Source organism: Cellulomonas algicola (assembly GCF_019024305.1).
GTDB classification, from domain to species: domain Bacteria; phylum Actinomycetota; class Actinomycetes; order Actinomycetales; family Cellulomonadaceae; genus Cellulomonas; species Cellulomonas algicola.
In genome coordinates this window covers 153,235-172,612 of sequence record NZ_JAHKSJ010000006.1, presented here as the reverse complement: position 1 = coordinate 172,612, position 19,378 = coordinate 153,235, and the positions used below count along the sequence as shown (strand labels likewise).

Sequence of the window (19,378 nt, the reverse complement as noted above, 5' to 3'; positions counted from 1 at the left end):
GTCACCCCCGTGCACGGTCGTCTTTTTCGTCGGGGTCCCGTCGGAGTCGGACGCGCGTCCCGACGCCGGTGGGCGACCGTCGCCGCGACCTGCGTCAGCGCAGCGGCACGAACGTGTACGAGCCATGCGTCGTGACCAGCACGCGTCCGTCCATGCGGCGCACGAGGTGCATGGTCGAGCGGACGGGGATGACCATGCGGCCGTCCTCGGCGACCTGGTCGACGAGCGTCTCGGGGAGCGCGCGGGGTGCCGCGGACACGAGCACGCGGTCCCAGCCGCCGTCGACGGGGCGCCCGAGGACGTGCGGGTCGGCGCGCTCGACGGTGACCCACGGCATCCCGCAGGCGTCGACGTTGCCGCGGCCCCAGTCGGCGAGCTGCGGGTCGAGCTCGAGGCCGAGCACCGTGCCGCCGGGTCCGACGAGCCGGCCGAGCAGCGCGGTCGTCCACCCGGACCCGCTGCCGACGTCGAGCACGCGCGCGCCGACGGGGACCTGCAGGAGCCGCAGCATCGCGGCGACCGTCGAGGGCTGCGAGCTCGTCTGGCCGTGCCACAGGGGGAGGGGGTGGTCCTCACCGGCCCGGTGCCGCTGCTCGTCGGGGAGGAAGAGCTCGCGCGCGAGGGTGCGCATCGCGTCCGCGACGTCGGCCGCGCGCTCGGGGTCGGGGCCGGTGGTGGCGCCCATCGTCCGAGCCTACGGCGCGAGGCTCGCGCGCGTCGGAGCCGTCGACGGCGGGGTCGCGCGTCGAGCGCGGACGTCGGCGTGGGCTAGAAGGCCGGGGCGGCGGCTGCGGCCGGGACGGCGGGTGCGCCCGTGGGGGCGGGGGTCTCGACGAGCGACGGAAGCGCGGGCGGCGTCGTCTCGGCGACGGCCGCCGCGGCGAGCGCGTCGGCGGCGGGCGCGACGACGGGCAGGGCGCCGGTGACGAGCAGCGGGAGCGCGCCGGTGGTCGTGGCGACGACGGGCAGCGGCCCGGTGGTCGTGGCGACGACGGCGGTGGCGCCGGTCGCGACGAGCGGGAGGGCGCCGGTCGTGGTGGCGACGACGGGCAGCGCGTCGGTGCTCGTGACGACGGGCAGCGCGCCGGTCGTGGTGGGGACGGACGGGCTGGTGCGGGCGACGTCGGCGGCGGCGCGCGACGGGACGAAGCCGGGCTTGCGGCCGGGGCGGCCGGGGGTGCGGCGCTGCTCGATGCCCTCGAGCGTGGTCGCGCGCCAGACGGCGCCGCCGTTGAGACGGCCGTCGGGGGCGGGCAGCCACGGCACCTTGCGGGACAGCCAGACGCGGATCGTGGAGTGCTCGACGCCGAGCCGCGCGGCCAGCCGGCTGATGTCGTAGAGGTCGTCGAGCCCGCGCGGGGCGGGGGTCGTCGAGGGGTCGTCGGCTGGCACGCTCGGAAGCGTAGCGGTCGCTCCACGGAGGACTTGTGTCGCGCTTGCGTGACGAAGCGCACAGCGGCCGAACGGGTGTGTCCGGAGTGTCCGAAACGGTGGCCGGCGACGCTGTGACCAGCGGGAACGCGCTTGCTGGAGCTCTCCCTGTGAATTCTGTGACGGAGACGTGACGGGATCACCACATGATCTACGTCTCAAGTGTCCGGGACGGCCGTCCGACTCACTTAACGTGAAGCGCGTGAGTGACAGATTGCCGATCCCGGCGCGTCGGTCGCGGGGAGGCAAGCATGTCGCCCCGCGCACTGCCGCGACCCCCGTCGTCCCCTCCGGTCCCCGGGACGACCGCACCGCTGCCCGGACCGACCACACCCCCGTCGTCACCGGCCCGACGCCGCGCACGTACGCCGACACCGGCGCGACCGTGCGCCCGTCCGTCGACACCGGCACGGCTGTCGGCGTGCCCGCCGGCACCGGCACGACCGCGCGCGTGTCCGCCGACACCGGCGCGACCCGCGCGGTCCTGCACCGTGCCCCGCGCGCACGGGCGCACATCCTGCCCCGAGGCGGCAGCATGTCCGCGCGCGTCGCGCAGGGTGCCGTCGTCGCGGTGCTCGCGATCGGGCTCGGCGGCACGGTGACCGCCGCCGCCTCCGCCAAGGGCGAGGAGCAGCAGGCCGCCCTGACGGCCGAGGCGGACCAGGCCACCGGCCAGGCGCACGCCGCCGCCCACGCGCGCGCCGTCGACCAGGCCGTCGGTCTCGCGGACGACGCGATCGAGGCGAGCACCGCCGCGCAGACGGAGGGGCAGCAGGCCGCCGTCGACACCGCGCGGCTCGCCGAGCTGCAGGCTGCGACCGACCGTCTCGAAGCCCTCGTGGACGCGCTCCCCGAGGACGTCCGGCCCGAGCGTGAGCGCACGTCGCGCGCGGCCGACCGCTCGGGCACCGAGGCCCCCGCCACGACCGACGAGGCGGCGGAGCCGACGCCCACCGCGACCGACCCGGCCACGCAGGGCACCCCGGGCACCACCGCGAGCCCCACCCCCGCGGCGACGACCGAGGCCCCCGTCGAGCGGGCCGACGTGGACGACGCCAGCCCGGCGACCATCCGCGACGCCGCCGCCGAGGTCTCGGCGCTGACCGACGAGATCCGCACGACGGCCGAGGCCAACCGCACCGCGGCCGCCGCCGCGCAGGCCCAGGCCGACGCCGAGGCCGCCGCGGCCGCGGAGGCTGCGCGCGTCGCCGCCGAGCAGGCCGCCCAGCGCGCCGCGTGGAAGCAGTCGCTCCTCGGCTACGCCAACGGCAAGATCCCCGCCGCCGCGCTCTGCGGTGTCTCGTGGGACTCCGCGGTGCAGCTGCGCTGCGACGCCGCCGAGGCGCTCGAGCAGCTCAACGCCGCCTACGTCGCGGCGTTCGGCACCAACATGAGCATCTCCGACTCGTACCGCTCCTACGCGGGCCAGGTCGCGTGCCGCCGGACCAAGGGCTGGCTCTGCGCGACGCCCGGTACGTCCAACCACGGCACCGGTGTCGCGATCGACTTCGGCGGCGGCATCGAGTCCTTCGGGACCACGCAGTACGCGTGGATGAAGTCGAACGCCGACCAGTTCTCCTGGACGCACCCGTCCTGGGCCGAGCGCGGCAGCAGCAAGCCCGAGGCGTGGCACTGGGAGTACGTCGGCTGACGTCACCGCACGCCAGCACGGCACGACGGACGGCCCGGGCGCCTGGCGCACCCGGGCCGTCGTCGTGCCACCGTCCCGCCGCGACGGCCCCGGTCGCCCTACGATCGGGCGCATGAGCACCTCGGCCGAGCCTGGCCGCACGTGGCCGCTGGTCGGGCGGGCCGCGGAGCTCGACGACCTCGACGACCTGCTGGCCTCGGCCGCGGGCGGGCACGGTGCGACGGTGCTCGTCGAGGGCGAGGCCGGTATCGGCCGGACCGGCCTGGTCGAGGCGCTCGCGTCGAGCGCACGGCTGCTCAGCCTGGGCCTGCGCACCGCACGCGCCACCCCCGAGCGGCCCGAGCCGTACGCGCTGCTCTCCGACGCGCTCCTCGCGCACCCGCCGGGCGTCGCGCGCGGGCCGGTCGAGTCCGAGCTCGCCGACCTCGTCGACGCGCAGCGGGCCGACGTGCGCCGCGCGACCGTCCGCGGGGCCGCGCTCGCCGAGGAGCGCCGCGCGCGCGCGGTCGAGCTCTTCGCGGCTCTGCTGCGCCGACGCGGCGACGGCGGGCCGTGGGTGCTCGTGCTGGAGGACGTGCACGACGCGGACGCCGCGTCGCTCGACGTGCTGCGCGCGCTCGCGCACGAGGGGGACGTCCCGGGTGCGCTCGTCGTCATGACGTTCCGTCCCGTGCCCGTGCGCGCCGACCTGTCGCAGGTCGTCGACGCGTGGGTCCGGGCCGGCGCCCGGCCCGTCGAGCTGCGTCCCCTCGGGCCCGCCGCGACGGTCGAGCTCGCGCAGCGCCTCGTCGGCGGCGCCGTCGGGCCCGCGCTGCGCGGTGCGCTCGCGACGACGGGCGGCAACCCGCGGTTCGTCACCGACGTCGTGCGGACGGCCCGGTCCGCGGGGGCGCTCGAGGCGCGCGACGGTGTCGTCGACGTGCACGGTGCGGCGTGGCTCGCCGCGCTCGACACGCTCGTCCGCACCCGGCTCGACTACCTCGACGACGACGTGCTCGACCTGCTCGCGCACGCGTCGGTGCTCGGCACGTCGTTCGTCGTGACGGACCTCGCGTCGCTCGTGAGCCGCCCCGTCGCCGACTGCTGGCGAACCCTGCGCGTCGCGCTCGCCGCCGGGCTCGTGCACGCGCGCGCCGACCGGCTCGTCTTCCGGCACGACGTCGTGCGCGGTGCCCTGTACGCGAGCCTCGACGAGCCGCGCCGACGTGCCGTGCACGCCCGGGCCGCGTGGGCGCTGCGCGAGGCGGGCGCGCCGACGCAGATCGTCGCCGGGCACCTCGAACGGGCGCGCTGACCTGCACCGGCGTGCCGGAGGTCGGGACCGCGCGCGGTCCGTGGCCCGGGCTCCTAGCGTGGGACGCGGTGCGCCGGGCCGGTGCACCGAGCCACGACACCGAGGAGACCGCATGCCCACGCGCACCGCACGCACCGCCTGGAACGGCACGCTCATGGAGGGCGGCGGCCAGGTCGAGCTGACGAGCTCGGGCGTCGGCACGTACGACGTCTCGTTCCCCAAGCGCGCCGCCGAGGACGCGGGCGGCACGACGAGCCCCGAGGAGCTCATCGCCGCCGCGCACTCGTCGTGCTTCGCGATGCAGCTGTCGGCGGTCATCGCCGAGGCGGGCGGCACGCCCGTCGCGCTGCAGGTGACGGCCGACGTCACGCTGCGCCCCGACCCCGCGGGCGGCTTCCGCATCAGCGGCATCCACCTGACGGTCCGCGGTGAGGTCGAGGGCCTCGACGCGGACGGGTTCCAGCGCGCCGCCGAGGCCGCCAAGACGGGCTGCCCGGTGAGCAAGGCCCTGACGGGCACGGAGATCACCCTGGACGCGGCGCTCGACTGACCGTCGGCCCCCGGCCCCGTCCCAGCCTGCGGGGCGGGGCGCGGGGTCCCGCGCACGCGGTGCGACACTGCACCCGTGACCGCCACGACCGACTCCGCCGTGCGTACCGACGACGTCGTGCACGCCCTGCGGTCCGCCCTGCGCGGCGACGTCGACGACACCTCGCGCCGCCGCGCGGAGTACTCGACCGACGCGTCGAACTACCGGGTGGTCCCGCAGGTCGTCGCGTTCCCGCGGGACGTGGACGACGTGCTCGCGGCCGCCGAGGTGTCCCGCACGCTGGGCGTCCCGCTGACGTCGCGCGGCGGTGGCACGTCGGTCGCGGGCAACTCGGTCGGCACGGGGATCGTGCTCGACTTCTCGCGGCACGTGAACCGGGTGCTCGAGATCGACCCCGAGGCGCGCACGGCCCGCGTCGAGCCCGGCGTGATCATGGCGGCCGTGCAGAAGGCGGCGGCGCCGCACGGGCTGCGGTTCGGACCGGACCCGTCGACGTGGACCCGCGCGACCCTCGGCGGGATGATCGGCAACAACGCGTGCGGCCCCCGCGCGGTCGCCTACGGGCGGACCGCGGACAACGTGCTCGCGCTGGACGCGATCGACGGCACGGGCCGCCGGTTCGAGGCGCGCAGCGGCGCCGGTGCCCTCGACGCGGTCCCCGGTCTCGACGCGCTCGTCCGTAGCAACCTCGACGTCATCCGCACGGAGCTCGGCCGGTTCGGCCGCCAGGTGTCGGGCTACTCGCTCGAGCACCTGCTCCCCGAGCGCGGGACGGACCTCGCGAAGGCCCTGGTCGGCACCGAGGGCACGGTGTCGACGCTGCTCGGCGCGACCGTGCGCCTGGTCCCCGTCGCTGCCGCCCCGGTGCTCGTGGTGCTCGGCTACCCCGACATGCCGACGGCCGCCGACGCGGTCCCCGCGCTCCTGGCGCACGGCCCGCTCGCGATCGAGGGCATGGACTCCCGGCTGGTCGACGTCGTGCGGCGCGTCAAGGGCGCGGCCGCCGTGCCCGACCTGCCCCCGGGCGGCGGCTGGCTCATGGTCGAGGTCGGAGGTGACACGCTCGACGAGGCCCTGGACCGGGCCCGCGCGCTCGCGGCCGACGCCGCGACGACCGCCGTCGGCCTGTTCCCACCGGGACCCGAGGCCGTCGCCATGTGGCGCATCCGCGAGGACGGCGCGGGCCTCGGTGGGCGCACCCCGTCGGGCGAGCAGGCGTGGCCGGGGTTCGAGGACTCCGCCGTCCCGCCCGAGCGGCTCGGCGCGTACCTGCGCGAGCTCGAGGCGCTCATGGCGACGCACCAGGTCGACGGGCTCGCGTACGGGCACTTCGGCGACGGGTGCGTGCACCTGCGCCTCGACGTCCCGATGGAGCGTTCGGGCGACCCGCTGCGCGCGTTCATGACGGACGCCGCGCACCTCGTCGCGTCGCACGGTGGGTCGCTGTCGGGCGAGCACGGCGACGGCCGCGCCCGCTCGGAGCTGCTGCCCGTCATGTACTCGGAACGCGCGATCGACCTGTTCGGCGCGTTCAAGGACCTGCTCGACCCGCGCGACCTGCTCAACCCCGGCGTGCTGGTCCGCCCGCGCCCGCTCGACGCGGACCTGCGCCGTCCCGCCGCGCGCTCGCTGCTCGCGGGCTCCGGCTTCTCGTTCTCCCACGACGCCGGCGACTTCACGACGGCCGTGCACCGCTGCGTCGGCGTCGGCAAGTGCCGGGCCGACGGCCGCGAGACCGGCTCGTTCATGTGCCCGTCGTACCTCGCGACGAAGGACGAGAAGGACTCCACCCGTGGCCGCGCGCGCGTGCTGCAGGAGATGGCGAACGGCTCGCTCGTCGACCGTGGCTGGACGTCCCCCGAGGTGCACGACGTCCTCGACCTGTGCCTGTCCTGCAAGGCGTGCTCGTCGGACTGCCCCGCGGGCGTCGACATGGCGCAGTACAAGTCCGAGGTCCTGCACCGCACCTACTCCGGGCGGCTGCGGCCCGTGAACCACTACGCGCTCGGCTGGCTGCCGCGGTGGGCTCGGCTCGTCACGGCCGTCCCCGGGGTGTCGTCGCTGGTCAACGCGGTCCTCGGCGTCCGACCCGTCGCCAAGGCCGTCCTCGCGGCGGGCGGCATGGACACCCGCCGGAAGATGGTCACGTTCGCGCGCACGCCCTTCCGGGCGTGGGCCCGGCACGGCGCGGGCGACGCGGTCACGGTCACCTCGGGTGCGGGGTGGGAGGAGCGGTCCACGACGGACGGACAGCGCTCCGGTGCCGCGCCGCGCGACGACGGGTCCACGGCCGGGTCGGTCGCGGCCCAGACGCGTCCGCCGGTGCTGCTGTGGGTCGACTCGTTCAGCGACACGCTCTCGCCGTCCGTCGCGCACGCCGCCGTCAAGGTCCTGCGTGCCGCCGGCTACGAGGTGCTCGTGCCCGAGCACGACGCGTGCTGCGGCCTGACCTGGATCAGCACGGGCCAGCTCGACGGCGCCCGCAAGCAGCTCACGCACCTGCTCGAGGTCCTCGGCCCGTTCGCCGTCAACGGCGTGCCCATCGTCGGCCTCGAGCCGTCCTGCACCGCCGTCCTGCGCAGCGACCTGCGCGACCTGCTGCCCGACGACCCGCGCGCCGTGGCCGTCGCCCGCGAGACGCGCACCCTCGCCGAGCTCCTCACGGCCCCCGCACCGATCGGCCCCGGCGACCGCTGGACCGTGCCCGACCTGTCCGACGTCACCGCCGTCGTCCAGCCGCACTGCCACCACCACTCGGTCATGACGTGGACGCCCGACCGCCGGCTGCTCACCGACGCGGGCGCGCAGTTCTCGGCGCTCGCGGGCTGCTGCGGCCTCGCCGGGAACTTCGGCATGGAGAAGGGCCACTACGACGTGTCGGTGGCGGTCGCCGAGAACTCCCTGCTCCCCGCGCTGCGCGACGCCGCCCCCGGTGACGTCTACCTGGCCGACGGCTACTCCTGCCGCACCCAGGCCGACCAGCTCGCGGGCGTCCAGGGCCTCCACCTCGCGGAGCTGCTCGCGTCGCGCCTCTGAGGTCGGCGCGGTACGGCGACCGGTCCGCTGCGACACGGCCGAGTCGGGTCGCCCGGTCGGCCCGTCCGTCGGGTCGTCCGGAGCGGCGGCGTGTCAGGCCGTCGGCTCGACGTCGGCGACGGCGTAGCACTCCTCGTCGTCGACCCCGGGCGACGGGTCGAACGTGACGGCCGTGGGCACGCCTGCGTCGTCGAACGTCGCCTCGGGGACGGTGCTCGCGTCCGCGTCGACGACCCGGTCGAGCAGTGCGGCGATCGTCGGGACCGCGGACACGAGGTCCTGCGCCTCGCCCGCGATGCGTCGCCCGACCTCGTCGAGCCCCTCGACGGCCGTGACCGCGCCGTCGGTCACCGTCACGCGGTACGACCCGATGAGCAGCCGCTCGCCGCACGACGACGTGAGCGAGTACGCGTAGGAGTCGACACCGCCGTCGGCCCACCGCTCCGCCGCCTCGGCCGCTCCGGGGACGGGCCCGGCCGGGACGCCGTCGCCGCACCCGCCCAGCCCCGCGACGAGCACGACCGCGCCGGCGCCCACGGCCCACCGCCTCGTCATCCTCCGCACGTGCCGAGCGTACGGACCCGGACGCGTCGCGAGGCGCCGTTCGCCGGGTGGACATCGGGCACGTGCGGCGACCAGGGTTGGCGCATGCTCGTCGCCTTCTCCGTCGCCCCGCTCGGTGCGGGTGAGTCCGTCACGCAGGCCGTCGCCGACGCCGTCCGCATCGTGCGCGAGTCCGGGCTGCCGAACCGCACCGACGCCATGTTCACGACGATCGAGGGGGAGTGGGACGAGGTGATGGAGGTCGTGAAGCGCGCGACCGAGGCCGTCGGCCGGCACGGCCACCGCGTGAGCCTCGTGCTCAAGGCGGACATCCGGCCGGGGCGCTCAGGGGAGCTCACGGGCAAGGTCGAGCGCGTCGAGGCGGCGCTCGCGTCGGACTGACCGGGGGCGCCCCCCCGCGTCGGCGCGCGGGCGGGCGGGACGGGCGGTCGAACCCGGACGGATGCCCACCACTCGGACGGGTGACCAAGAACGCACCGGGAGAAACCGCCCGGGTGGGCGGAAACACGCCGCACCACCCGTTCGACGGGCTGACGGGGCCGCCCGGCTGTGGGAAAGTGTGGACGCACGCACATCCGGTCGGGGGTGTGCGCGCGATCTACGGGGCAGGCGGTCGGCCGCTGCGTGCCCAGGAAGGCCGGGACCGCGATGCCCATCTTCGAGCTCGACGAGGGGCGGCCGCGCCTCGTCCAGCCGATGCAGCCCCTCGCGGGGTCGTTCGCGCAGGAGTGCTCCGCGGTCCTCACCCACCATCTCAGCGCCGTCGCGGGCGAGTCCCTGTTCGCCGTGCGCTGGCGGGCCAGCGCCCCCGACCACGCCGACCTCCCGGAGCTCCTCGCGCTCGACGCCACGGGCCGTCCCGTCGTCGTCGAGGTCGTGCAGGTCGTCGACGACGACGCCGTCGTCGCCTCGCTGCGCCACGCGGGTGCCGCGGGCCGCATGACCACGACCGACCTGGCCCGCGCCTACCACGCCGACCCCAGCCGGTTCGGCGTCGACTTCGCCGCGTTCCGCGAGCAGGTCGCGGGCGGCACCGTCGCGAGCCGCCGCGAGGGCGTCCGCCTCGTGATCCTGTGCTCCGAGGTCGCCGCCGAGGCCACCGACACCCTCGGCTTCCTGCGCGGTCCGGGCCGGCAGGTCGACGTGCTGCAGGTCGGCGTCGTGCGCGGCGTCGACGACTCGCGCCTGCTCGACGTGTCGCCGCTCGCGATCCACGAGGGCGCGCGCCGACCGGTCGAGCCGACCGCGCTGCGGCTCGTGCGCTCGTCGGAGGCGTTCGCGACCGCGATGGCGTACGAGGCCGAGCGCACCAACCGCGGCACGCGTCCGATGACCGGCGAGCTCCGGTCGGTGACCCCGCCGCCGCGCCCGACGCCGCCGCCGCCGACCCCGATCGCGCGCCGCACGACCGTCACCGAGCCGACGCCGCTGCCGTTCGGCCCGGCGCGCGAGCCCAAGAACCAGGGCCGCCCCGGCACGCCGTCGAACGTCAACCCGCCGACCCGGGCCACGCCGGCGACCACGACGACCGGCCCGGCGCCCATGACGCTCACGCCGATCTACGGCCTGCGCACCGCGTCCGAGCAGCAGATCCGCCCGCGGACCGCCGCCGAGCCGCCGCAGGTCGACGGCCCGCGCCCCTTCCTCCCGGGCGACGCGCCGCTGCGCCCTGCCGAGGCGCCGCCCCGCGACGGGTCGACCGCACCGACGGCCGTCACGGCACCCCCGGCCGCGCCCCCGGCGCCCGCCGCGCCGCCGACGACGGGGACGACCGACCTGGACGCCCCGACGCCGGCGGACGGCGCCGCGACGGGTGCGCCGACGGCGCTCGCCCCCGCGTCGAACCCGCTGAGCCCGGCGAACCTCGTGCCGCCCATGACGGCCGTGCCCCCGACGACGCCCGTCACGCCCGAGCCGTCGCCCGTCGCGTACCGGCTCGACGTCGCGCGTGAGAAGGCCGCCGTCACGGCCCCCACCGCGGTGCTCGACCCCGCGGACCTCGACGAGCCGGCCGCCGCGCCCGCGTTCGACGAGCCGCTGCCCGAGCTCGCGATCCTCGCGAAGCGTCGCCGGGTCATCACGACCCTCGTGTGGGTGCGCGAGCGCCGCGGCCAGCGGTTCGAGGCGATGCTGCGACCCGACGGTCTCGTCGAGCTCGAGGACGGCGAGGTGTTCGCCGACCCCGACGAGGCGGCCGCCGCGGTCATCGGCGTCGACTACGCGGTCGACGGCTGGCGCGCGTGGCGGCTCGGCGACGGCGGTCCGACCCTCGCGGAGGCCGCGGGCGTCGAGCGCCCGTACTGACCGCACGCGTCACGGACCGCACGCGTCGCCGCCTCGAGCGGCGCCGCCGTCGCGCTCAGCCCCAGCCGTAGGCGGCCGTCCAGCGGTCGAGCTCGGCGTAGAACCGGGTGCGGACGGGCTGCGGCGACAGGGTGAGGTCGTGCACGCCGCCGGCGATGCGCACGACCGTCACGAGCGGTCCGAGCTGCACCGCGCGGCGGGCGACGAGCTCGACGTCCAGCACGACGTCCGCCGAGCGCATGTCCTCGCTCCAGCGCGGGCTGATCACCGTGCGCGACGACGCGAGCGTGAGGATCGGCGCGGTCACGTGCAGCCCGCGGGCGACCGTCGCGTGGCCGGCGATGACGGCGCGCAGCCAGCCCGCGCGGACCGGGAACGACGGCACGGGCCGCCAGTGCAGGTCGTACGTCCACTCGCCGCCGCTGCTGGCCGACAGCGTTCGCGCGTAGTAGCCGGGGTCGATGTTCGGCAGCGGCGCCTTCGGCTGGAACCGGGCGAGCTGCGCGATGGCGGGCCCGCTCACGTGCCGCACGACGGACGACCCCTGCAGCTCGAGCCACGGCGAGTTGAGGACCAGGCCGTCGAGCTCGCCGGGGTGCCGGTCGGCCCACAGCGCGGCGACCAGCCCGCCCGTCGAGTGGCCCATGACCATGACGCGCCCGTACGCGCCGACGTCGCGGCGCACCACGTCGAGCGCGGCCTCGATCTCCTCGTCGTACGTCGCGAGGTCGTCGACGTAGCCGGGCGTCTGCCAGGGCCGCAGCGACCGCCCGTACTTCCGCAGGTCCAGCGCGTAGAAGGCCGCTCCACGCGAGTGCCAGTGCTCCGCGAGCCCCGTCTGGAAGAAGTAGTCCGACCAGCCGTGCACGTAGAGGACGGCGCGCGACGGGCGGACGGGCTCGTCGGTCGGCGGCGCGTACCGCACGAGGCTCGCGACGACCGCACCCTCGTCGTCGGGTCGCAGGTCGAGCGTGCGGACGCGGTAGTCGTCACCGAGGACGTCGGGCGCCCACCCGCTCACGTGCGCCTCCCGTCGTCAGGGCTCGAGGACGATCTTGCCGAACTGGTCCCCGGCCGCAAGACGGCCGAGCGCGTCCGCGGCCCGGACCAGCGGGAACGTCGCGTCGACGACGGGCCGCACACCGGTGCGGGCGAGGAACGCGAGCAGGTGCTGGAGGTCGTCGCGGCTGCCCATGGTCGTGCCGAGCACGGAGATCTCCTGGAAGAAGATGCGTTGCAGCTCGGCCTGCTCGGCGTCGCCGCTCGTGGCGCCGGCGACGACGATCGTGCCGCCCGGGCGCACCGACCGCACCGAGTGGGACCACGTCGCACGGCCGACCGACTCCAGCACCAGGTCGACGCGGGGCACGCGCGCACCGGTCTCGACGGCCGCCGTCGCCCCCAGCGCGAGCGCCCGCTCGCGACGCTCGGCCGACCGCGACGTGACGACCACGTCGAGCCCCGCCGCCGCGCCGAGCACGACCGCGGCCGTCGCGAGCCCGCCGCCCGCACCCTGCACCAGCACGCGCTGGCCCGGCGTCGCGCGGCCCGTCGTGAACAGCATCCGGTACGCCGTGAGCCACGCCGTCGGGAGGCACGCGGCCTCGACGAACGACAGCTCGGCGGGCTTGTCGACGACGTTCCACGTCGGCACCGCGACCTGCTCCGCGAGCGTGCCCGGGTGCTTCTCCGACAGCAGCGACCGCGGCTCGTCCTGCCCGGGCACACCCCCGACCACCCCGTGCACGACGACCTCGCGCCCGTCCGCCGTGACGCCCGCCGCGTCGGTGCCGAGGATCATCGGCAGCTGCTGCTCGCGCAGCCCGACGCCGCGCAGCGACCACAGGTCGTGGTGGTTGAGCGCGGCGGCGCGCACGTCGACGACCGTCCAGCCGTCACGGGCCTCCGGTGCAGGCTGCTCGCCGACCTCCAGCGCGGCCAGCGGGTCGTCGGGGGAGAAGCGGGCGGCGTAGGCGGCGATCACCCGGCCACCGTAGCGACCACCGCCGGCCGTCCGCGCACCTCAGGGGGCGCACCACCCCACTCCCGGCCCGCGTCCGTCCTCGTCGCCTGCCGTCGCCCCACCCCCCGACCGCCCGAGGCAGCGGGGATCGCGGGAGGGGCGTCAGCGCGCGAGCGGGTGATGACGGACCGGGTGCGGCTTCGGGATGCTCCCGTCATGGGGGCAGTCGTGGTGCCGGGCGGCGGGTCGGTCGCGATCGGGCGGGTCGTGGCCGAGATGGACGCGCTGCGCGCCGGGTGGGCGCGCGACGACGGGCTCGGGGTGTTCCTCGACGTCTACCGGCGGGTGACGGCGCTGGTCGCGCTGCGCGTCGTCGACGGCACGTTCCGCGACCCGTCGTTCGTCGAGGACCTCGACGTGCGGTTCGCGCGCCTGTTCCTCGACGTCCCCGCCGACGTCGCCGCCCAGCGGCCCGTGTCCCGCGCCTGGGCACCGCTCGTCGAGCGTCGGGCTCTGCGCGGCATCGAACCCGTCCAGTTCGCGCTCGCGGGGATGAACGCGCACATCAACCTCGACCTCGCCCTCGCGGTCGTCGCGACGTGCCGGGCGCGCGGATGCGACCCGGACGACGGCGACGTGCACGCCGACTTCGAGCGCGTCAACCGGGTGCTCGCCGAGGTCGTCCGGCCGATCCGGCAGTCGTTCCTCGACGCGTGCGTCGTCCAGCACGCGGGCGCCCTGTCGCCGCTCGCCGACCTCGTCACGAACTTCTCGATCGACAAGGCGCGCGACGCCGCCTGGGTGTCCGCGCAGGTGCTGTGGGAGGTCCGGGGCCCCACGGCGCTCGCGGCCGCCGTCCGCGACACGCTCGCGCGGACGGTCGGGCTCGTCGGACGCCAGCTCCTCACGCGCTTCCCCTGACGTCGCGTCGTCAGAGCAGCGGGAGCATCCGGCCGAGGTCGGGGACGGCCTCCGACGTGTGCTGGGGCTGCAGGGCGCGGGCCAGCTCGTCGACGTCGTAGGGCGTGCGGCCCGCCGCGAGGCGCACCCAGCGGCGCGCGTCGGCGACCTCGAGGCTCCACCCGCCGCGAGCGACGACGATGTCGAGCAGCGCGTCGGCGACCAGCGCGAGGGCGGCGGGGTCGATCGGGTCAGGGCCGGCGCCGGTGCCGCGCGCGCGGCGCACCGAGCGGGCGAGGTCGTCGGCGTGCACCACGAGCTCGAGCACGCGCGACACGGTCATCGTCGAGAGCATCACCGGCCCGCGGCGCGCCTGCACGACGCGGTCGGACGGCCCCAGCGCGTCGAGGTTGGCGAACGCGGCGGCCGCCATCGCGTCGACGGCCTTGAGCGGGTTCGGTGCGATCTGCTCCGCCAGGTCACGTGTCGTGTCCGCGATGTCCTGCGCCCGCGCGACGTACGTCCCGACGTACTCGGCGAGCGTGTACGGGACGGTCCCGTCGGGCAGCGGGGTGCAGACGGCGAGCGCGTCCAACGCCCGGCCGAGGTGCGCGACCAGCTCGGCGACCGACCAGCCGTCGAGGACGGACGGCGCGTCGACGACGTCGTCGTCGACCACCTCCGCGACCCAGGACCGCAGGCGGTCCCACTGACCGTGCAGGGCGGCGGACGCGGCGGCGAGGTCGGTGGAGGACATCCGTCCATCGTGCCGCAGTCCCGTCGCCCGGACCTGTCATTCCGCGGCCGCGGACCGCGGGCGGTGGTCGTGACACGTCGACGCGTCCGCGTGACCAGGACGTCGACGCCGCGTGGCCACGAGCAGGTGCCCGTCGGTCGGGGACAGCGGAGGGACGGGGGCGGACGCGGAGACGGCGACGGCACCCGCCTCGCGGCTCAGCGGGTGCGGACCTCGTCGGTCAGGAACTCCGAGACGATCGCGCCGACCTGGTCCTCCTCGATGAGGAACCCGTCGTGGCCGTAGGGCGAGCGCACCGTGCGCACGGGTCCCGCGCCGGGGATGCCCGCGGCGATGCGCTCGGACTGCGCGGGCGGGAACAACCGGTCGGAGTCGACCGCGATCACCAGGGCGCGCGCGGTGATCTGTGCGAGCGCCGCGGCGACGCCCCCACGGTCGCGGCCGAGGTCGTGCGTGATCATCGTGCGCGTCAGCGCGACGTAGGTGTTTGCGTCGAACCGACGGGCGAGCTTGTCGCCGTGGTGGTCCAGGTAGGACTGCACGGCGAACCGGCCGCCCTCGAGCGGGTCCTCGGCGCCCTGCGGGATGCGCCCGAACCGCTCGTCGAGCTCGGCGGCGCTGCGGTAGGTCTGGTGCGCGATCTGCCGGGCGATGCCGAGCCCGACGTGCGGGCCGTCGCCGTCGGCGGCGTCGTAGTAGTCGCCGTCGCGGTAGCGCGGGTCGGCGTGGATCGCGGCGAGCTGCGTGTGGAACCCGGCGATCTGGTCGCCCGACGTCTGCGCGGCCGTGGCGATCGCGGCGATCGAGCGGACGCGCTCGGGCGCGGTGACGGCCCACTCGAGCACGCGGAGGCCGCCCATGGACGCGCCGATGACGAGGGCCCACGAGTCGATGCCGAGCAGGTCGGCGAGGCGGACCTCGGCGGCGACCTGGTCGCGGACGGTCAGCAGCGGGAAGCGGCCGCCCCAGGGCCGCCCGTCGGGTGCGGTCGACGCGGGGCCCGTCGAGCCCTGGCAGCCGCCGAGGACGTTGGGCGCGACGACGAACCACTCGTCGGTGTCGATCGGGGCGCCGGGCCCGACCATCGACTGCCACCAGCCGGCGGTCGGGTGCCCGTCGCCCGCGGGCCCGGTGACGTGCGAGTCCCCGGTGAGCGCGTGCAGGACGAGCACCGCGTTGCTGCCGTCCTCGTTCAACGTGCCCCACGTCTCGTACGCGAGCCGCACGGCGGGCAGCCGGCCGCCCGACTCGAGCGCGAACGGACCGAGGTCGGCGAACTGCCGCCGCCCGACGGGGTCGCCCTCGCGCCAGGCCGACGACGCGCGCACGGGCGGCCGCTCGGGGAGCGGCACGCGGCTGGCGAGCGTGCGCGCGTGCGCCCTCGACGGGGTGAACGTGAACGTGTCGTCGGGCACGAGATCCCAATCTACGGGCGGGTCGGACGGGTGCCCGGGCGCGGTCTCGCGGCTCGGGACGGCCGGGTCGTCCCCGCCGCGCCCGGCCGGTGAGCCGTGGGCGGGCTCGCCGGGCGGCGGCGGGGACGAGGGCACGGGTCAGGCGCCCTTGGCGGCCCGGAAGCCCGCGTCGAGGTCGGCGAGGATGTCGTCGACGTGCTCGATGCCGACCGCGAGGCGGACCAGGCCCGGCGTCACGCCGGACCGGAGCTGCTCCTCCGGCGTGAGCTGGCTGTGCGTCGTCGACGCGGGATGGATGACGAGCGAGCGGACGTCGCCGATGTTCGCCACGTTCGAGTGCAGCTCGAGCGCCGACACGAACGCCTGACCGGCCTCGCTGCCGCCCTCGATCTCGAACGCCAGGACGGCGCCCGCGCCGCGCGGCGCGTACTTGAGCTGGTTGGCGTGCCACGGCGACGACTCGAGGCCCGCGTAGTGGACCGTCACGACGTCCTCGCGCGCCTCGAGCCACTCGGCGACCTTCTGCGCGTTCGCGACGTGCCGCTCGACGCGCAGCGACAGCGTCTCGATGCCCTGCGCGATGAGGAACGCGTTGAACGGCGACGCCGCCGCGCCGAGGTCGCGCAGCAGCTGGATGCGCGCCTTGAGGATGTAGGAGAGGTTGACGCCGAAGACGCCGTCCTTGCCGAGCGCCTCGCCGATGACCAGGCCGTGGTACGACGGGTCGGGCTTGCTGAAGCCGGGGAACTTCTCCGGGTCGGCCGTGTAGTCGAAGCGGCCCGCGTCGACGATCACGCCGGCGATCGCGGAGCCGTGCCCGCCGAGGTACTTGGTGGCCGAGTGCACGACGACGTCGGCGCCCCACTGCAGCGGGTTGATGAGGTACGGCGTCGCGACGGTGTTGTCGACGACCAGCGGCACGCCGTTCTCGTGCGCCACGTCCGCGACGAGCTCGATGTCGAGGACGTCGGACTTCGGGTTGGGGATCGTCTCCGCGAAGAACAGCTTGGTGTTCGGGCGGACGGCCGCGCGCCACGACTCGGCGTCGTGCGGGTCCTCGACGAACGTCGTCTCGATGCCGAGCTTGGGCAGCGTGTAGTGCAGCAGGTTGTACGTGCCGCCGTAGAGCGAGGGGCTCGCGACGACGTGGTCGCCCGCCTCCGCGATGTTGAGGATCGCGAACGTCTCCGCCGCCTGGCCCGACGCGACGAGCAGCGCGCCGACGCCGCCCTCGAGGTTCGCGATGCGGTTCTCGACGACCTCGGTCGTCGGGTTGCCGATGCGCGTGTAGATCGGGCCGAGCTCCTTGAGCGCGAACCGGTCCGCGGCCTGCTGCGCGGAGTCGAAGACGTAGGACGTCGTCTGGTAGATCGGCAGGGCGCGCGCGCCCGTGCTCGCGTCGGGGGCCTGGCCCGCGTGGATCTGGCGGGTCTCGAAGCTCCAGCTCTCGTTGCTCATCGGTCTGCTCTCTCTCGGGGATCCGTGGTGCTCGGTCCGCGGGGAGCTCGGGCAGCCGACGTCCGTCCCGCGGAAAGGGGTGGGAGGGGCGCACGTGTCGAGCGTCTGGCTCGTCGCGGGTGTGGCCGGGGCTGGTCACCTGTCCGCGGGCATGCCGAACGTGCGCTGGTCAGCGACACATTCGACGGGTCATGCGACCGAGAGTACGAGCGACCATCCGCTGGATGACACAGCCGTCCCGTGATGTGAGACAGCCGGAACAGCGGCCCGACGTCGGCGACCGGACGATCTCGGCCGAACGGGTGAGCGTACGTCCGATACGTCCCTAACCACAACGGTGTGACTCGTGTTGCTCGTGTGACTTCTGTTCACTTCTGTGACTCACGTGGGTAGCGTCGAACCGCGAACGGGCCCGGGGAGGGGCCCGTGCGAGCGTCCGGAGGAAGTGCAGTGGTGCGGTTCGACAGCGTGCTCGGTGCCGACGAGGGCCGACGCCGGGTTCCCCGGCGGACCCTCCGGCTGGTGACCGCCGCGGTCGTCGTCGCCACCTCCGGGATCATCGGCGCCGACGTCGCCGCCGCCGACCCGACGCCCCCGTCCGCCCAGGACGTCCGCGACGCGCGTCGCGCCGTCGACGCCGCGTCCCGCTCGGTCGCCGAGATGGAGCTGCGCCTCGCGCAGCTCTCCGCGCAGTCCGACGCCGCGCAGCTCGCCGTCCAGAAGGCCGGCGAGGACTACACCGTCGCGCTGGCCGCCGCCGAGGCCGCCAAGGTCGCCGCCGCCGACGCCGTGCAGCGCTCCGCCGACGCCGACGCCCGCGCCGAGGACGCGCGCCGCACCCTCGTCGCGATGGCCCGCGAAGCCGCCCGGTCCGGCGGGAACGTCGAGGCCCTCCAGGCCGTGCTGTCCGCCGACGGCTTCCGCGACGTCGCGCGCCGCTCCACCGCGCTCGAGCAGATGACCGGCAAGGCCGACGAGGCCGTGCAGGAGTTCCGGGCCGCCCAGCTCGTCGCGAGCGTCCTCGCCGACCGCGCGAGGACGGCCGAGGACGACGCGAAGGCTGCCGAGCAGGACGCCTCCGCCGCGCTCGCCACCGCGCAGAAGACGCAGCAGGACAGCGACGCCGCGCTCGCCGCGGGCGCCGCCGAGCGCGACCAGCTCATCTCCGCCCTCGCGGCGGCCCGGCAGACCAGCGCCGAGGTCGAGCGGGCTCGGCAGGACGCCCTCGAGGCCGACCGGCGTGCGCGCGCCGACGAGGCCGCACGCCAGGCGGCGCTGCGTCCGCCCGTGGTCGCCCCGCCCGCCTCGGGCGGGTCGTCCGGGTCGACGGGCTCGACCGGAGGCTCGACCGGTTCCGCCGGCGGGTCGACCGGCTCCACCGGTGGCTCGAACAGCGGGTCGACGGGTGGGTCGAACGGCGGGTCGACGGGCGGCGGCTCGACCGGTGGCTCCCCGGGCGGTGGCTCGACCGGTGGCGGTTCGACCGGCGGCGGTTCGACCGGCGGTGGCTCGACGGGCGGCGGCTCGACCGCGCAGCCCACGACACCCCCGGCGACGGGCGGCCAGTACGGGCTCGGCACGGGGCGCTCGCGCGGCTCGGCGGGCGGGGGAGCGGCCGCCGTCGAGTGGGCGAGGACCCAGCTCGGCAAGCCCTACGTCTGGGGCGGCGTCGGTCCGGAGGGCTACGACTGCTCGGGCCTGACCGGCACGTCCTGGCGCAGCGCGGGCGGCGTCAGCCTCAACCGCACGTCGCGCGACCAGTACAAGCAGGTCCTCAAGATCTCGTACGACCAGCTGCGCCCGGGCGACCTCGTCTTCTGGTCGACGGACCCCAACAACCCCGACGCGATCCACCACGTCGCGATCTGGGCGGGCAACGGCCAGATCATCGAGGCCCCGACGTTCAACAAGCCCGTGCGGCTCGTCGCGATGCGCTGGGCGGGCACCATGCCCTACGCGGGTCGCCCCTGACGACCCCGCCGGTCGGCGGTCGGACGACCGCCCGGGCCCGGCAGCACGACGGCCCGCCCCCTCGCGTCGAGGGTGGCGGGCCGT

Annotated in this window: 16 protein-coding genes; 8 read left to right on the top strand and 8 right to left on the bottom strand. The window is 76.0% G+C overall.

Features of this window, described 5'->3' with window-relative positions; genetic code table 11:
* Positions 1-94 precede the first annotated feature (94 nt).
* Together KOV94_RS04910 and KOV94_RS04905 are read right to left on the bottom strand one after the other, a co-directional pair.
* Positions 95-685, bottom strand: coding sequence for a protein-L-isoaspartate O-methyltransferase family protein (locus KOV94_RS04910; RefSeq protein ID WP_218051361.1), 591 nt, complete (start codon positions 683-685; stop codon positions 95-97).
* Positions 686-768: 83 nt separating this feature from the next.
* Positions 769-1,392, bottom strand: a complete 624-nt coding sequence (locus KOV94_RS04905) for a hypothetical protein (protein WP_124343945.1) — start codon at positions 1,390-1,392, stop codon at positions 769-771.
* A 241-nt stretch (positions 1,393-1,633) separates the two neighbouring features.
* Here KOV94_RS04905 and KOV94_RS04900 point away from each other — a divergent pair, with 241 nt between their 5' ends.
* From KOV94_RS04900 to KOV94_RS04885, 4 genes are all read left to right on the top strand, one after another.
* The gene (locus KOV94_RS04900) at positions 1,634-3,082 is read left to right on the top strand and encodes a D-alanyl-D-alanine carboxypeptidase family protein (protein WP_218051360.1); all 1,449 of its coding nucleotides are present in this window, start codon (positions 1,634-1,636) and stop codon (positions 3,080-3,082) included.
* Positions 3,083-3,194: 112 nt separating this feature from the next.
* Positions 3,195-4,376 carry an AAA family ATPase gene (locus tag KOV94_RS04895; protein WP_124343218.1) on the top strand — a complete coding sequence of 394 codons (1,182 nt, stop codon included), beginning with the start codon at positions 3,195-3,197 and terminating at the stop codon, positions 4,374-4,376.
* 112 nt (positions 4,377-4,488) lie between these two features.
* Positions 4,489-4,926, top strand: coding sequence for an OsmC family protein (locus tag KOV94_RS04890; protein ID WP_124343217.1), 438 nt, complete (start codon positions 4,489-4,491; stop codon positions 4,924-4,926).
* Positions 4,927-5,001: 75 nt separating this feature from the next.
* The gene (locus KOV94_RS04885; RefSeq protein ID WP_218051359.1) at positions 5,002-7,962 is read left to right on the top strand and encodes an FAD-binding and (Fe-S)-binding domain-containing protein; all 2,961 of its coding nucleotides are present in this window, start codon (positions 5,002-5,004) and stop codon (positions 7,960-7,962) included.
* 93 nt (positions 7,963-8,055) lie between these two features.
* Here the strand turns inward: KOV94_RS04885 and KOV94_RS04880 are convergent, their stop codons facing one another.
* Positions 8,056-8,517: a DUF6174 domain-containing protein gene (locus KOV94_RS04880; protein ID WP_218051358.1), complete on the bottom strand. Its 462-nt coding sequence runs from the start codon at positions 8,515-8,517 to the stop codon at positions 8,056-8,058.
* Positions 8,518-8,610: 93 nt separating this feature from the next.
* On the opposite strand from KOV94_RS04880, the gene KOV94_RS04875 reads away from it, so the two are divergent.
* Positions 8,611-8,907 (top strand): MTH1187 family thiamine-binding protein, encoded by a 297-nt coding sequence (locus KOV94_RS04875; RefSeq protein WP_218051357.1) that lies wholly within the window; start codon positions 8,611-8,613, stop codon positions 8,905-8,907.
* 267 nt (positions 8,908-9,174) lie between these two features.
* A complete protein-coding gene (locus tag KOV94_RS04870) occupies positions 9,175-10,830 on the top strand; it encodes a restriction system modified-DNA reader domain-containing protein (protein WP_218051356.1) in 1,656 nt (551 codons plus the stop codon).
* 55 nt (positions 10,831-10,885) lie between these two features.
* Here the strand turns inward: KOV94_RS04870 and KOV94_RS04865 are convergent, their stop codons facing one another.
* On the bottom strand, positions 10,886-11,851 hold the full coding sequence (locus KOV94_RS04865) for an alpha/beta hydrolase (protein WP_218051355.1): 966 nt from the start codon (positions 11,849-11,851) through the stop codon (positions 10,886-10,888).
* Positions 11,852-11,866: 15 nt separating this feature from the next.
* Positions 11,867-12,814, bottom strand: a complete 948-nt coding sequence (locus KOV94_RS04860) for a zinc-binding dehydrogenase (protein WP_218051354.1) — start codon at positions 12,812-12,814, stop codon at positions 11,867-11,869.
* 195 nt (positions 12,815-13,009) lie between these two features.
* Here KOV94_RS04860 and KOV94_RS04855 point away from each other — a divergent pair, with 195 nt between their 5' ends.
* On the top strand, positions 13,010-13,714 hold the full coding sequence (locus tag KOV94_RS04855) for a DUF5995 family protein (protein ID WP_218051353.1): 705 nt from the start codon (positions 13,010-13,012) through the stop codon (positions 13,712-13,714).
* A 10-nt stretch (positions 13,715-13,724) separates the two neighbouring features.
* Here KOV94_RS04855 and KOV94_RS04850 read toward each other — a convergent pair whose 3' ends face one another.
* From KOV94_RS04850 to KOV94_RS04840, 3 genes are all read right to left on the bottom strand, one after another.
* Positions 13,725-14,450 (bottom strand): maleylpyruvate isomerase N-terminal domain-containing protein, encoded by a 726-nt coding sequence (locus KOV94_RS04850; RefSeq protein ID WP_218051352.1) that lies wholly within the window; start codon positions 14,448-14,450, stop codon positions 13,725-13,727.
* A 197-nt stretch (positions 14,451-14,647) separates the two neighbouring features.
* Entirely contained in the window at positions 14,648-15,865 is a 1,218-nt protein-coding gene (gene metX, locus KOV94_RS04845) for a homoserine O-acetyltransferase MetX (RefSeq protein ID WP_371852388.1), read from the bottom strand.
* Between the two features lie 138 nt (positions 15,866-16,003).
* The gene (locus KOV94_RS04840; protein ID WP_218051351.1) at positions 16,004-17,323 is read right to left on the bottom strand and encodes a bifunctional o-acetylhomoserine/o-acetylserine sulfhydrylase; all 1,320 of its coding nucleotides are present in this window, start codon (positions 17,321-17,323) and stop codon (positions 16,004-16,006) included.
* A gap of 522 nt (positions 17,324-17,845) precedes the next feature.
* On the opposite strand from KOV94_RS04840, the gene KOV94_RS20940 reads away from it, so the two are divergent.
* The gene (locus KOV94_RS20940; protein ID WP_308160365.1) at positions 17,846-19,294 is read left to right on the top strand and encodes a C40 family peptidase; all 1,449 of its coding nucleotides are present in this window, start codon (positions 17,846-17,848) and stop codon (positions 19,292-19,294) included.
* Positions 19,295-19,378: the final 84 nt, after the last annotated feature.